The organism is Gordonia sihwensis NBRC 108236, assembly GCF_000333035.1.
GTDB lineage: Bacteria > Actinomycetota > Actinomycetes > Mycobacteriales > Mycobacteriaceae > Gordonia > Gordonia sihwensis.
Genome location: NZ_BANU01000018.1, coordinates 66,310 through 79,225 on the forward strand (window position 1 = coordinate 66,310; position 12,916 = coordinate 79,225).

Below are 12,916 nucleotides of genomic sequence, written 5' to 3' on the forward strand. Positions count from 1 at the left end.
TCGACACGAGCTACGCCGCGTCTCACCGGGGAATCTGGCCCGGCTCACACTTCGATGGGCGGATACAACTGCGTCATGGTGTACTGCCGGTTGCGTCTGGCCGCCCAGGAACTGATCGCGAGCGACACCACCGTCACCCCGGCCAGGACCGCCACGGACACCCACAGCCGGTGATCCATGCCGCCGCTGACGACCTGGCGGAGACCGGTGACGGCGTAGCCCATGGGGTCGTAGGGGTGGAACCATTGAGCCGGTGTCGCTGTGGTCTCAACCGGATAGATGCCGCCCGACGCGACGATCTGCACCATCAGGAACGCCAGCGACACCACCCGGCCGACGGCCGCTCCCAGGACCGCGTTGAACATCTGGATCATCGCCAGGAAGGTGACCGACACCAAAAGCATGAAACCGACCATGCCCAGCGGATGGAAGGCGTCGAGTCCGACCGCGAAGTGCGCGACCACGAACATGACCACGACCTGCGCGACGGCGATCAGCACTGCCGGCCAGTACGACGCGAGGACCGATCGCAGACCGCCGAGGCCGCCGATCACCGGCCGCGACTGCAGCGGCTTCAGCATCATCCAGATGATGATGGCGCCGATGAACATCGCCAACGACAGGAAGAAGGGCGCGAAGCCGGTGCCGAAGGTGGGCGCGCGATTCTCGGTGAACGTGCTCAGCGCGACCGGCTGCGACAGATTCGACGCGGTCTTGAGCCGCTGCTCGGTGCCGCCGAAGTTCGGGATCTGCTTCACCCCGTCGGCGAGCCCGCTCGACAGTTCGTCGGCACCCGAGGACAGTTCGGTGGTGCCGTCGGCCAGTCGACCGGCCCCGGTCGCCAGGCGTTCACTGCCGTCGGTGAGCTGGATGAGTCCGCTGTGCAGTTGCGCCGCACCGGTTTTCAGCTGTCCGGCACCGTCACGCAGTTCGCCCACCTTGCTCGCCAGACCGCCGTTCTCGAGCATCGCCAAGGTGCTGCGCAACGGTGAGTTCGCGTCCCCGAGCTGGGCCGACAGGGCGTCGGACTGTTTCGCCAACCGATTCACGGTCGCGGTGGTCGACGGCGTCACACCCTGGGTTCGGAGGAAGTCCTGAACCGGCGCGAGCCCGTTCGCGAGGGCGCGCATGTTGGGGTCGGAACTGTTGCGGAGAGCGGTGGCGACCTGTGAGACGGCTTTCTCCGCCTGCGATTGTCCGGCACCGGCAGCGCTGATCAGGTCGAGCACGCCGGAGAGGTCCGACGACAGTTTCGCGGCGTCGTTCGCGTACGCAGAGGGCTTCACCCCCGACGACTGCACGCTGTTGAGCAATCCGAGCAGTGGTGTGGTGGCCGCGTCGATCCCGTTCGCGAGTTGTGCCGTCCCCGCGGCGAGTTCGGCGGAGCCGTCCCGGGCGGTGACCATGTTGGTCGCGAGTTCGCGTGATCCCGAGGCCAGTTCGTGTGCGCCGGAGTTCGCCGTGTGCAGTCCGTCGGCGAGTTGCGCCGATCCGTCCGCCGCCTTCTCGATGCCCTTGCCCGCCGTGGTGAGTCCGACCAGCACCTGGTCCACCGCCTGCTGGCCGACCTTGTCGTTGATCGCCTGGGTCACCTGCGCCGCGGCGTTCTGCCCGATGATGCCCGCCAGGTAGTTGTTGGCGTCGTTGAAGGTGAACTCGATCTTCGCCTTGTGCGGATTCGGTGTGGTCGCCGACGTGATCGCCGACGTGAAATCGTGCGGGATGGTGATGGTGAAGTAGTAGTCTCCGTGGGCCAGGCCCGTGGCCGCCTCATCGGCGTTCACTTCGTGCAGGTCGAGCTGTCCGGAGGTCAGCAGCTGGTCTGCGACCTGATCGCCCGCGTTGATCTCGAACGCGCCCGATTTCACGCCCTGGTCCTCGTTCACCAGTGCCACCGGGACCTTCGAGACCTCGTCGAACGGATTCCAGAACACCCACAGGTACATCGCACCGTAGAGCAGCGGCATGAGGATGATCGTGACGATGGCGATGCGCGGCATCGCCCCCTTCGAGTAGCGCTTCAGCTCGGTGCCCAGCGACATTCCCGCCAGCATCAGATCTCCCCCTCGGAGTCGGCGCCTGCGGGCGCGTGGAAAGTCTCTCTCGGCAGCATCGACGGAACGTCGATCAACGCCCGGTACCCGAGTGCGGGATCGATGCGGTTCACCGTGGTCGTGACGACCGTCTGTCCGGTTCCCAGCTCGGCCAGACGGGAGATCAGGATGCGCTGATCGTCGTCGCTGGACACCTGGTCGATGTTGCCGACCACCAGCAACGGGAGCCGCCGGGTGTTGGCCAGGGCGACGCGCAGCAGCAGGCCGTCGAGTTCGGAGAGCTCCTCGACGTATGCGGTGAGATCCGGCAACGGCAGGTCGCCGAACACCGGACGGCAGATCCGCTCCAGATCCTGTTCGGTCGATCTCCGGATCAGCCGGTACCACGGCGCGTCCCACCGCATCTTCTCGGTCAGCAGGTCGACCACTCGGACCGAGGCGTACACGTCGTCGAGGGCGGCGACCCCCGCGAGCGAGGCGACCTTGAAGATCGCTCGCGCGGACGTGCGGCCGAGCACGTCGAGCCGCCCGGTCTTGGCTTTCATCCGGCCGGCGATCGTCATCTGCAGCGCCGTGCGTCCGGGACCCGGCTCGGCGCGCAATACGGTGAGCCCGCCCATCGGGATGTCGAGGTCGAGGGGACCGTACACCTGTCCCCACGGGCCCTTCTGGGCGATTCCGCGCGCGACGACGGCCATGGCGGCCGTCTCGGGGTAGTCAGTCATGAACCAGGAGCGTAGTCGGATGGCAGCACTTCGCAGGTCTCCACACTCACGCGAGTGTGCAAACACACGTTATCAGATGGTGCTGTGGCGAGGGCCACGCGATGCAGTGGTCCGTGCATACGCAGGTCAGGCCGTTTTGTCGTAGGGCCGGGATAGTGTTCACCCATACCGACGATCACACAGTCGTCGAGCACCACGGGGAGGCGGTGAGCAGGATGGATGCACAGTCGTCGCTGGTGTTGCCGGAGGACCCGGCCGCGCTAGCCGCGGTCATCGAAGCCGCTACGACCCGGCTCGCCGCCGCTCGCTTCGCCGCCGTGACTGAACGCGAGTTGCTGGAGACCGCCGAAGCCCTCGAGCACGTGCATCGCCGGCTGGACGGGGTAGACGCGGCCCTGCTGGTGGAAGTCTCCGACCGCGGCGCCTACCGCAAAGACGGCTTCCTGTCACTGCATCAATACCTGTCGTCGGGGCTTCACCTCGGCGACGGTGAAGCCCGTCGTCGGCGGACCTCTGTCGCGGCGATCGGCCGATTCACCGGCATGCAAGGCCAAACTCTCACGCCGGCGTGTCCGGCCACGGCCGAGGCGGTCAATGCCGGAGCCATCGGTACCGCGCATGTGCTGGAGATCGACGCGATCATGGACAAGATCCCCGCCGCCGTCGACACTCAGACCCGCAAACTCGCCGAAGTCCAGTTGGCTTCGGTGGCCCGGGAGCTGACCCCGGAAGGAGTCCGCACCGCCGGACACCGACTCCTGGCCCATCTCGACCCGGACGGGTCACTCACTGACGAGCGGGACCGCAAACGCCGGCGGAAGTTCGCGCTCATGCCGCAGGACCGGCAGCTGATGAGCAAAGTCACCGCCTCCCTGACCCCGGCTCTGCGGGCCAAGTTGGAGGTAACGCTCGAGTCTTGGGCCGCGCCCGGCATGAACAACCCCGCCGACCCCGACTCCCCATGCGGCGCACGCGAGGCAGCCGACCCAGCAGCGCTCGCCGCGGCCGCCGAGCGCGATGATCGCACCGCCGGGCAACGCGGCCACGACGCGCTCGTCGCCCTGCTGGATGCTGAGCGGGCGTTCACCGCCGCAGGCACCACCGGCGGTGGGCGGCTGTCGTCGCAGCTGGTCATCACCGTCACCGACAAAGAACTCCGCGAACACGCCGGAATCGCACTCACCGCGACCGGAACAAGGTTGCCGGTGGCCGAGCTGGTCGAGGCGGCATCCGGCGCGACGCCGCATCTGGCGGTGTTCTCCCCGCCAGGGTCAGCCGCTCTACCTGGGTCGGGGACGGCGCCTCGCCTCGAAGGCTCAACGTCTGATGCTGTTCGCCCGCGACCGCGGCTGCACCGCACCCGGCTGCACGGCGCCGTTCGCGCGAACAGAAGCCCATCATTTCCCGGATTCCGCCGACGGCGGCCCGACGAACATCGATCACCTCGGCGCCGCGTGCGGACGGCATAATCGGTCGGTCGGCAAGATGCTCGGCGACTGGGAGACCATGATCCTGAACGACGGCCCGCACGCCGGACGCGTCGCCTGGCGTCCGATCACGACTGGCCACGGGCGGAAAGCGTGGCGGGTCAACCACATTCACCACGCGGAGCTGCTCCCCGATCAGGGTCCACACGCCCCGCCCGGACCGGAGGACTCCCGCATCGAGGGCTACCTGGCCCGCCTCACCGCCGCCTGACGCTACTGCCCCGCCGACGTCGTGACGGGGACAGCTCACTCGAACAGATCGAGCAGCGAGGTCTCGCTCTCGGACCCCACCACACCGAGCGGCTTCGCCGAGCTGTCGTCGAGGATCTCCTCGAGATGATCCTTCACGTCCTCCGGAGTGATCTCCGTGTTCGTGTAGCCGTCGTTCATCGCGAGCGAGAAGCGCTGGATCAGTCCGCCCTGCGCAAGGATCGTCTCTCCGCTGATGCTGCACTCCTCGTACGCGAGGTAGGCGACTATCGGCGACACCATCGCTGTCGTGTAGTTGGCTTTGAGGTTCTCTTTCAGCGCATCCGGCAGATCCGCCTCGGACGCCATCCGGGTGTACGCGGTCGGGGCGATCGCGTTGACGCGGACTCCGGACTTGAGCGCCGCGATCGACACCGTCCGGGTGAAGACGTACACGGCCCCCTTCGACGCCACGTAGGCGCTCTCGCCCTCCCAGCCCGACAGCGTCGGCGAGCAGGTGTTGACCACCCGACCGCTGTTCGCCACCAGGTGCGGCCATGCCGCCGCGGTGACGGCGACGGTTCCGAGGAAGTTGATCTCCATGTGCCGCCTGATCGAGTCGACCGCCGTGGGGCCGAACGGGGACGGGCTGTCCACGCCTGCGTTGTTCACCACGATGTCGAGCCGCCCGAAGGCGTCGACCGCCGCGTTCACGACCGCCTCCGCGTCCTTGGTGATGTCGCCCGTCGCCACTGCCGCGCGTCCGCCCGCCGCGGTGATCGCGGAGACGGCCTCCTGCGCCGCAGCCGAATCGAGGTCGTTGATCACCACAGCGGCTCCCCGCTCGGCGAGCAGTTCTGCGTGCGACCGTCCGAGGCCGCGACCGGCACCCGTGATCAGTGCGACTTTGCCGTCGAATCTCAGCATTGGTAATCCTCCCAATCGGATGAGATCTTCGCCGGAACGCCGCTGGTCGTGCGTCCGCGCATACGGCACCATTCTTCAAGAGACCGACCGCACCGGATTGTCCAAGAAATTGGACACTTCTCGGACACTCGAAGCCCGGCCGGTCGGCTCACCTCGAGTTCGACAGACCTCGGAAGACCTTCATCGTGTCGCCGGCCGGCGCCTGCGCGGTCACCGCGTAGAACACCAGGACGATCTGTCTCCACGCGCCAGCTGATTCCTGACCCGACGTTCGCTGCGACGGCACCGCCCCAGCCAATCGGCCGTCAGTAGAGTCGAAGCGAGACGACGTCAAGCTGCTGAGTCGTCCGAGCACCGCCGCAGCCCCCGGCGGAGGTGGAGAATAGAGGAGAGGATGTCGAGATGTCGTCAGCCGATGCCCCCGTCGTAGTCGCCGTCGACGGTTCCGTCGAGGCCCTGAACGCCGCACGTTGGGCCGCACTGGCCGCCGCTCGCCTGCACCGCGACCTGCACATCGTCAGTGCCGTCCACCCGTTCAGCCCACAGTTCAGCTTCGCCGGCCTCTCCGCGGAAGACGCCGCCATCCGTGCCGCCCGGGCATTCGCCGAGACCGCGACGCAGACCGCGACCGACCTCGCGGCGGAGGTCGCGCCTGACGTCACCGCTCATCGGCACATCGTCGAGGGCAGGGCCGCGCTGGTCCTGCGCGATGCTTCGACGCGGGCGCACCTGCTGGTCGTCGGACGCCGCGGCCTCGGCGGAGTCCAAGGGCTGCTGATGGGCTCGGTGAGCACCGACATCACCGCGCACGCGAACTGCCCGGTGGTCGTCGTGCCCGGCAGGGACGACGCGGTGGACGACCGCCCCGGCACCGGGCCCGTCGTGGTCGGCGTCGACGACTCCCCACTGTCGGAGGCGGTCATCGCGCACGGTTTCGATCAAGCCGCGTCGCTGGGCACCTCGCTGACCGCAGTGCATGCCTACGGCGGACTGACCGGCGAGGAGTTCTACGACGACCCCAGCGTCTTGGAGCGCGCCCGTACGGAAGCCGACGAGACGCTGGCAGAGCATCTGGCCGCCTACGCCGACGATTTCCCCGGCGTCGAGACCACCACCGTGATCACCGCCGGCACCCCCGCCGATGAGATCAACCGGATTGCAGCGGATGCTCAGCTGGTGGTGATCGGCAGCCGCGGTCACGGAGGCTTCCGCGGTCTCCTCCTCGGCTCGACGAGTCAGGCGGTCCTGCAGGTGGCGGGATGCCCGGTGATGGTCGTTCACGAAGACCGCTGACCGCACACTGATCTCGGGCCAGGGCTACGCGATGACGCCGTCCTCCCTCAGACGGGCGAGTGCGGGCGCGTCGAGACCGAGGACCTCGGAGAGGACCGCGTCGGTGTCGTGTCCGAGGTCGGTCGCCGGCGCGGTGCCCGAGTACTCGGAGTCCCAGCGGGCCGGGGCGTTCGCCGAGATGACCTCACCGATCCCCGGCTGGTCGATCGCCGTGAGGACCGGCTCGGCCGAGGGGTCCTCGGCGAATTCGGCGGCGACGTCGGCGGTGGTCTTGTACGGGCCCCACAGGACGCCGGCGGCCGAGAGGCCGGCGTGCACCTGCTCGGTGGTGTGCGCCGCGAACCACGGCCGCAGGACGGCTTCGATCAGCTCACGATGGGCGTAGCGGCCCTCGTCGGTGTTGAAGTCGGCGCCGAGCGACTTCTCCAGGGCGGCCAGCACTTCGGTGGTGCCGGTCGCCGCCCCGATGGCGCTCCACTGGCGCGGGGTGAGCGCGACGATCATCACCCGGTCGCCTTCGGACGAGGCGAAGTCGGTGCCGAAACTGCCGTACAGGTGATTGCCGTGGCGGGCGCGCGGGCCGCGCTCGGCCGCTTCGGAGAACCAGCCGAGGTTGGCGACCGCCGCCATCGCGACATCCGAGAGTGCGATCTGCACGTGCGCGCCCTGACCGGTGCGGTCACGACGGCGCAGCGAGGCGAGTACCGCGGTCACCACTTCCTGCCCGCACAGCAGATCCCACGCGGGAAGGATGTGGTTGACCGGCCGATCGGTGTCGGCCGGACCGGTCAGTGAGGCCACGCCCGAACCGCCGTTGACCGTGTAATCGACCGCGGCCGAGCCGTCGGCCCGGCCCTCCACCCGCACCGCGATCACGTCGGCGCGACGCGCGGCGAGCGCCTCGTACGAGAACCAGCTGCGTCCGACGGCGTTGTCGACGACGATGCCCGCGTCCGGACCGGGGGCCGTGGCGAGCGCCAGGAGCAGGTCCCGGCCCGCATCGGCGCGCAGGTTCAGTGAGACCGATTTCTTGCCGCGGTTGAGCGAGTTCCAGTACAGGCTCTCGTCCGACCGCACCGACAGCGGCCAGCGCTTGAAGTCCGCGTTTCCGCCGATCGGATCGACGCGGATCACCTCGGCGCCGAGCTGCGCCAGTGCCATGCCGGCGCTGGGGCCGGCGACGAAGCTCGCGAATTCGACGACTCGAATACCGTCGAGCGGACGTGCGAGAGCGGTGCTCATGCTTCCTCCCCAGAAGTGGTCGCGGACGCGGCGGCCTGGCTGAACTCGCCGCGGACGGCGTCGGTGTGCTCGCCGAGCGCGGGCACCGACCCGGACAGTCGCGGCCAGGAGCGGGCGGCGGCCGGCGGCAGCAGCGCCGGAACCTCGCCGCCCGGCGTCCCGATGGTGCGCCAGCGTCCGCGTTCGGACAATTGGGGATGCTTCGCCAGATCGCCGACGGTGTTGAACCGCGCGTTGCCGATGCCTGCGGCATCGCCCGCGGCGGCGATCTCGTCCAGCGTGTGCTCCCGCGTCCACGCGGCCACGGCCTCGTCGAGCTCGGCCCGGTGCACCACGCGGTCGTCGTTGTGCGCGTAGGTCTCGTTCGCCGCCAGATCCGGCCGATCGATCATCTCGCACAGCCGCTGCCATTCGCGATCACTCGTGGTGCCGAGCACCGCGGTCTGACCGTCGGAGGTGGGGTACGCGCCGTAGGGCGCGATCATCGGCGATCCCATGCCGACCGGGATCGGTTCGACGCCGGTGTGGATCACCTGATTGAGCGCGAATCCCATGAACTCCGAGACCACGTCCAGCATCGAGACCTCGATGACCGCCCCGGCGCCGGTGCGGTCGCGATCGTAGAGCGCCGCCAGGACCGTCGAGTAGACGTACACCGCGGTGCCGATGTCGGCGATCGGGATGCCGGGCTTGGCCGGGGCGCCTTCGGTGCCGGTGATGGCGCACGATCCGGTCTCCGCCTGGATCAGCAGATCGTAGGCGCGTTTGTGATCGGCGGGACCGCCCTTGCCGTAACCGGAGACGTCGGCGATGATGAGCCGCGGAAACCGCTCCGCGAGACTGTCGATGCCCAGGCCGAGCCGGTCGAGGGCCCCCGGCGCCATGTTGCTGACGAGCACGTCCGCCCGGCCCAGCATGGCGACGAGGATCTCCACGTCGGCGGGATCCTTGAGGTTGAGCGCCGCCGACTCCTTGCCGTAGTTCAGCCAGGTGAAGTGCGCCGAGGTGCCCTTGACGACGCTGTCGTAGTGCCGGGTGCTGTCGCCGTAGCCGGGGTTCTCGACCTTGATGACGCGCGCGCCCAGGTCGGCCAGGTGACGGGTGGCGAGCGGCGCGGAGATGGCCTGCTCCATCGTCACCACGGTGATCCCGGCGAGCGGCCCCTCCGAGCGAGTCGCGGTCATCGACGCTCCACCTTGCCGGTGAACAGCGGACCGGGGGCGTTGAAGTCGGGATCGCGCTTGGCGCGGTGCGATGCCACGCCCTCCTGCACGTCGGGTCCGCCGAATCCGTAGAACTCGTAGCCGAGCGAAGCGTCGAAGATCGCCCAGTTCTGTCGATACCAGTTGTTCAGCGCGTGCTTGCTGAACTGGATCGACGATGCCGAGCCGCCGGCCAGCCGCTCGGCGATCTCCATCGCCTTGTCCTGCACCTGGTCGTCGTCGACGCACAGCGAGACCATGCCGAGTCGCTCGGCCTCCTCGCCCGTCATCACCTCGTTGAGGAGCAGGTGGTACTTGGCCTTCGGCATGCCCGCGAATAGCGGCCAGGTGATCGCCGCGTGGTCGCCCGCAGCGACCCCGAGGCGGACGTGACCGTCGATGATCTTGGCTCGACGGCCCGCCACCGAGATGTCCGACAGCATGGCGGTCACGAGGCCGGCGCCGACCGCGGGACCGTTGATCGCCGAGACCAACGGTTGCGGCAGGTCGATGAGATTGCGGACGAGGTCGCGGGCTTCGCGGAGCACGCGGGTGCGGTCGTGCCAGTCGCCGACCATGTCCTCGACGAGGTCGAAGCTGCCGCCGGCGGAGAAGACCCGGTCGCCCTCGCCGCGGATCAGCACGGCCTTGACCGACTCGTCGCGGGCGATACGCGTCCAGATGTCGGCGAGGTCGCTGTGCCGCTGCGGGCCGACCGCGTGCATGTCCGGCCCGTCGAGCACGATGCGGAGCACGCCCTCCGACGGGCGGTCGATGGTCAGGGATTCGAAATCGTCATACGTCTGCATGGGCCGACGACCTTCCAGCTATAGGTGAGGGGTCCGGGAACTGCGCTCGGAGCCATGATTATGGATTATGCATTATGCGTTGACGCGGGACCATCGAGCGGCGACTGCGCCGCGTCGGCCCTACCACTCAGATCATCAATAATATATTATGCGTAGGTGGCAGTCGCCACGAACGAGCGCGAGGAGATTTCATGTCACAGGTCAGTCCCGAGGACTTCGCCCAGATCAAGGACGCTGTTCACGAGTTCATCCGGACCAGGGTGGTACCGCGGGAACGGGAGATCGCCGACAACGACGCGATTCCCGCTGATCTGGTCGCGACCGCCAAGGAGATCGGACTGTTCGGCTACGCGATTCCTCAGGAGTGGGGCGGCCTCGGCCTCGACCTGACGCAGGACGTCGAACTGGCGCAGGAGTTCGGGTACACCGCACTCTCGCTCCGGTCGATGTTCGGCACCAACAACGGCATCGCCGGACAGGTACTGGTGAACTTCGGCACCGACGAGCAGAAGGCCGCGTGGCTCGAGCGCATCGCCTCGGGCGAGGTGGTCGCCTCGTTCGCACTCACCGAGCCCGGCGCCGGGTCGAACCCCGCGGGTCTGCGCGCCAAGGCCGTCGAGCAGGAGAACGGCGACTGGGTCATCGACGGCGCCAAGTGCTTCATCACCAACGCACCGCTGGCGAATCTGTTCGTCACCTTCGCGCGGGTCCGTCCCGCCGACGAGAACGGTCCCGGCATCGCCGTGTTCCTGGTGCCCGCCGAGACGGCAGGCGTCTCGGTCGCCGAGCACGACCGCAAGATGGGCCAGGAGGGCGCCTGGACCGCCGACGTCCACTTCGACGGTGTCCGCGTCCCTGCGTCGGCACTCGTCGGCGGCAACGTCGACGTCGGCTACAAGGCCGCGATGACCTCCCTCGCCCGCGGGCGCGTGCACATCGCTGCCCTCGCCGTCGGCTCGGCGCAGCGCGCGCTGGACGAGTCCCTGCGCCATGTCGCCGTGACCACCCAGGGCGGCACCCCGATCGGCGACTTCCAGCTGGTGCAGGCCCACATCGCCGATATGCAGGTCGGCATCTCCGCCGGTCGTGCGCTGGTGCGCGACGCCGCCGCGAAGTACGTCAGCGGCGAGGACCGCCGCATCTCGCCGTCGGTCGCCAAGGTGTTCTGCACCGAGATGGTCGGCCAGGTGGCCGACAAGGCCGTCCAGGTCCACGGCGGCAGCGGCTATATGCGGGAGATGCCGGTGGAGCGGATCTACCGTGACGTCCGACTGCTGCGCCTGTACGAGGGCACCAGCGAGATCCAGCGCCTCATCATCGGCGGCGGGCTGGTCCGCCAGGCCAAGAAGGATGCGACGAAGCAGTGACGACAGCTGCGCACCACGCCGCCGGCGACCTCGCCCGCGGCGCTCACACCCTCCTGTTCGTCCCCGGCGACCGCCCGGAGCGGTTCGAGAAGGCCGCCGCCGCGGGTGCCGATCTCGTGGTCGTCGACCTCGAAGACGCCGTGCCCGCGGCCAATAAGGCGAAGGCTCGTGCCGACGCCGCGGCGTGGATCGCCGCCGGTCACACGTGCGCGGTGCGGATCAATGCCGCCGACACCGAGCACTTCGACGCGGACGTGTCCGCCCTCGCGGGCAGCGGTGCCGCGATCATGCTGCCCAAGGCCGAGGATCCCGCGGCGGCCGCGCGGCTCACCGAGACCACCGGCAGCGCGGTGATCGCCCTGATCGAGACAGCGCGCGGCGTCTTGGCGGCCGCGTCGATCGCATCGGCTCCCGGCGTGGTCCGTCTCGCGATCGGTACCTTCGACCTCGCCGCGCAACTCGGCGTCGACCCGACCGACACCGAAGCCCTCGCGGCCTCCCGTGGCGCGCTGGTCCTGGCCTCGGCGGCCGCCGGTCTCACCGGTCCCGTCGACGGCGTCACCGGATCGGTGGACGATCCCGACCGGGTCCGCGCCGACGTCGCGTACGCGCGACGTCTCGGCTTCGCGGGCAAGCTCGTCATTCATCCGAAGCAGCTCGACCCCACTTCGTCGGCGTTCGCCCCCAGCGCAGACGACATCGCGTGGGCGCGGCGGATCATCGAAGCGCTGGGAACCGACGGCGTAGCCGTGGTCGACGGCCAGATGGTCGACAAACCCGTCGTCGATCGCGCGCGCAGCATCCTCGACCGCGCGTAGCGCCCGACCTCGAACTCGAAACTCGACAAACCTCAACCCACAGGAGCACCGCAAAATGTCCGGACCACTTCTCGAAGGCAAGACCGCCGTCATCACCGGTGCCGCGCAGGGCATCGGCTACTCGATCGCTCAGCGCTTCATCGCCGAAGGCGCCCGCGTGGTGCTCGGTGACATCAACCCCGAGCAGGTCGCCAAGGCCGCCGAGGCGCTCGGCGGTCCCGAGGTCGCCGTGGGCGTCGCGGGCGACGTCACCTCCTCCGACGACGTCCAGACGCTCGTGCGCACGGCCGTCGACACCTTCGGCTCCCTCGACGTCATGGTCAACAACGCGGGCATCACCCGCGATGCGACCATGCGCAAGATGACCGAGGAGATGTTCGACCAGGTCATCAACGTGCATCTCAAGGGCACCTGGAACGGCACCCGCCTGGCCGCCACCATCATGCGCGAGCAGGGCAGCGGAGCGATCGTGAACATGTCCTCGCTGTCGGGCAAGATCGGTCTGGCCGGCCAGACCAACTACTCGGCCGCCAAGGCCGGCATCGTCGGTCTGTCGAAGGCCGCCGCCAAGGAACTCGCCCACGTGGGGATCCGCGTCAACGCGATTCAGCCGGGCCTCATCCGCACGGCGATGACCGAGGCCATGCCGCAGAAGGTCTGGGATCAGAAGATGGTCGAGATCCCTATGGGCCGCGCCGGCGAGGTCGACGAGATCGCCAAGGTGGCGCTGTTCCTCGCCTCCGACCTGTCCTCGTACATGACCGGAACGGTCATGGAGGTCACCGGCGGGCGGTTCATGTGAC

General features: G+C 68.6%; 10 protein-coding genes and 1 pseudogene. 5 read left to right on the top strand and 6 right to left on the bottom strand.

All coding sequences use genetic code 11. From position 1 onward, the window contains the following. Nucleotides 1–44: 44 nt before the first annotated feature. Both GSI01S_RS12365 and GSI01S_RS12370 read right to left on the bottom strand, forming a co-directional pair. The gene (locus tag GSI01S_RS12365) at nucleotides 45–2,054 is read right to left on the bottom strand and encodes a YhgE/Pip domain-containing protein (protein WP_006896903.1); all 2,010 of its coding nucleotides are present in this window, start codon (nucleotides 2,052–2,054) and stop codon (nucleotides 45–47) included. Then, a complete protein-coding gene (locus GSI01S_RS12370) occupies nucleotides 2,054–2,779 on the bottom strand; it encodes a hypothetical protein (RefSeq protein WP_006896904.1) in 726 nt (241 codons plus the stop codon). The genes GSI01S_RS12365 and GSI01S_RS12370 overlap by 1 nt, the downstream gene beginning before the upstream one ends. 215 nt (nucleotides 2,780–2,994) lie before the next feature. Here GSI01S_RS12370 and GSI01S_RS12375 point away from each other — a divergent pair. Continuing rightward, nucleotides 2,995–4,477, top strand: a pseudogene (locus GSI01S_RS12375) (HNH endonuclease signature motif containing protein). 35 nt (nucleotides 4,478–4,512) lie between these two features. Here the strand turns inward: GSI01S_RS12375 and GSI01S_RS12380 are convergent. After that, on the bottom strand, nucleotides 4,513–5,382 hold the full coding sequence (locus tag GSI01S_RS12380) for an SDR family NAD(P)-dependent oxidoreductase (protein ID WP_006896907.1): 870 nt from the start codon (nucleotides 5,380–5,382) through the stop codon (nucleotides 4,513–4,515). 402 nt (nucleotides 5,383–5,784) lie between these two features. Between GSI01S_RS12380 and GSI01S_RS12385 the strand changes: the two genes are divergently transcribed. Next, nucleotides 5,785–6,675 (top strand): universal stress protein, encoded by an 891-nt coding sequence (locus GSI01S_RS12385; RefSeq protein WP_006896908.1) that lies wholly within the window; start codon nucleotides 5,785–5,787, stop codon nucleotides 6,673–6,675. Between the two features lie 24 nt (nucleotides 6,676–6,699). On the opposite strand, the gene GSI01S_RS12390 is transcribed toward GSI01S_RS12385, so the two are convergent. From GSI01S_RS12390 to GSI01S_RS12400, 3 genes are read right to left on the bottom strand one after another with little or no spacing between them, the layout of a single operon-like run. Beyond that, nucleotides 6,700–7,917, bottom strand: a complete 1,218-nt coding sequence (locus GSI01S_RS12390) for a CoA transferase (protein WP_006896909.1) — start codon at nucleotides 7,915–7,917, stop codon at nucleotides 6,700–6,702. Next, the gene (locus GSI01S_RS12395) at nucleotides 7,914–9,101 is read right to left on the bottom strand and encodes a CaiB/BaiF CoA transferase family protein (protein WP_006896910.1); all 1,188 of its coding nucleotides are present in this window, start codon (nucleotides 9,099–9,101) and stop codon (nucleotides 7,914–7,916) included. The genes GSI01S_RS12390 and GSI01S_RS12395 overlap by 4 nt, the downstream gene beginning before the upstream one ends. After that, a complete protein-coding gene (locus GSI01S_RS12400) occupies nucleotides 9,098–9,928 on the bottom strand; it encodes an enoyl-CoA hydratase/isomerase family protein (RefSeq protein ID WP_006896911.1) in 831 nt (276 codons plus the stop codon). The genes GSI01S_RS12395 and GSI01S_RS12400 overlap by 4 nt, the downstream gene beginning before the upstream one ends. Before the next feature lie 191 nt (nucleotides 9,929–10,119). Here GSI01S_RS12400 and GSI01S_RS12405 point away from each other — a divergent pair, with 191 nt between their 5' ends. Genes GSI01S_RS12405 through fabG form a run of 3 tightly spaced genes read left to right on the top strand, consistent with a single transcriptional unit; the run spans nucleotide 10,120 to nucleotide 12,915 of the window. Beyond that, nucleotides 10,120–11,295 (top strand): acyl-CoA dehydrogenase family protein, encoded by a 1,176-nt coding sequence (locus GSI01S_RS12405; RefSeq protein ID WP_006896912.1) that lies wholly within the window; start codon nucleotides 10,120–10,122, stop codon nucleotides 11,293–11,295. Next, on the top strand, nucleotides 11,292–12,113 hold the full coding sequence (locus GSI01S_RS12410) for an HpcH/HpaI aldolase/citrate lyase family protein (RefSeq protein WP_006896913.1): 822 nt from the start codon (nucleotides 11,292–11,294) through the stop codon (nucleotides 12,111–12,113). The genes GSI01S_RS12405 and GSI01S_RS12410 overlap by 4 nt, the downstream gene beginning before the upstream one ends. A 55-nt stretch (nucleotides 12,114–12,168) precedes the next feature. Beyond that, complete coding sequence (gene fabG, locus GSI01S_RS12415; protein WP_006896914.1) at nucleotides 12,169–12,915, top strand: 3-oxoacyl-ACP reductase FabG; 747 nt, start codon at nucleotides 12,169–12,171, stop codon at nucleotides 12,913–12,915. The last annotated feature ends 1 nt before the right edge of the window (nucleotide 12,916 follow it).

Coding starts and splice junctions, on each gene's coding strand:
- GSI01S_RS12365 (WP_006896903.1), bottom strand. CDS start 2,054: ATGCTGGCGGGAATGTCGCTGGGCACCGAGCTGAAGCGCTACTCGAAG.
- GSI01S_RS12370 (WP_006896904.1), bottom strand. CDS start 2,779: ATGACTGACTACCCCGAGACGGCCGCCATGGCCGTCGTCGCGCGCGGA.
- GSI01S_RS12380 (WP_006896907.1), bottom strand. CDS start 5,382: ATGCTGAGATTCGACGGCAAAGTCGCACTGATCACGGGTGCCGGTCGC.
- GSI01S_RS12385 (WP_006896908.1), top strand. CDS start 5,785: ATGTCGTCAGCCGATGCCCCCGTCGTAGTCGCCGTCGACGGTTCCGTC.
- GSI01S_RS12390 (WP_006896909.1), bottom strand. CDS start 7,917: ATGAGCACCGCTCTCGCACGTCCGCTCGACGGTATTCGAGTCGTCGAA.
- GSI01S_RS12395 (WP_006896910.1), bottom strand. CDS start 9,101: ATGACCGCGACTCGCTCGGAGGGGCCGCTCGCCGGGATCACCGTGGTG.
- GSI01S_RS12400 (WP_006896911.1), bottom strand. CDS start 9,928: ATGCAGACGTATGACGATTTCGAATCCCTGACCATCGACCGCCCGTCG.
- GSI01S_RS12405 (WP_006896912.1), top strand. CDS start 10,120: ATGTCACAGGTCAGTCCCGAGGACTTCGCCCAGATCAAGGACGCTGTT.
- fabG (WP_006896914.1), top strand. CDS start 12,169: ATGTCCGGACCACTTCTCGAAGGCAAGACCGCCGTCATCACCGGTGCC.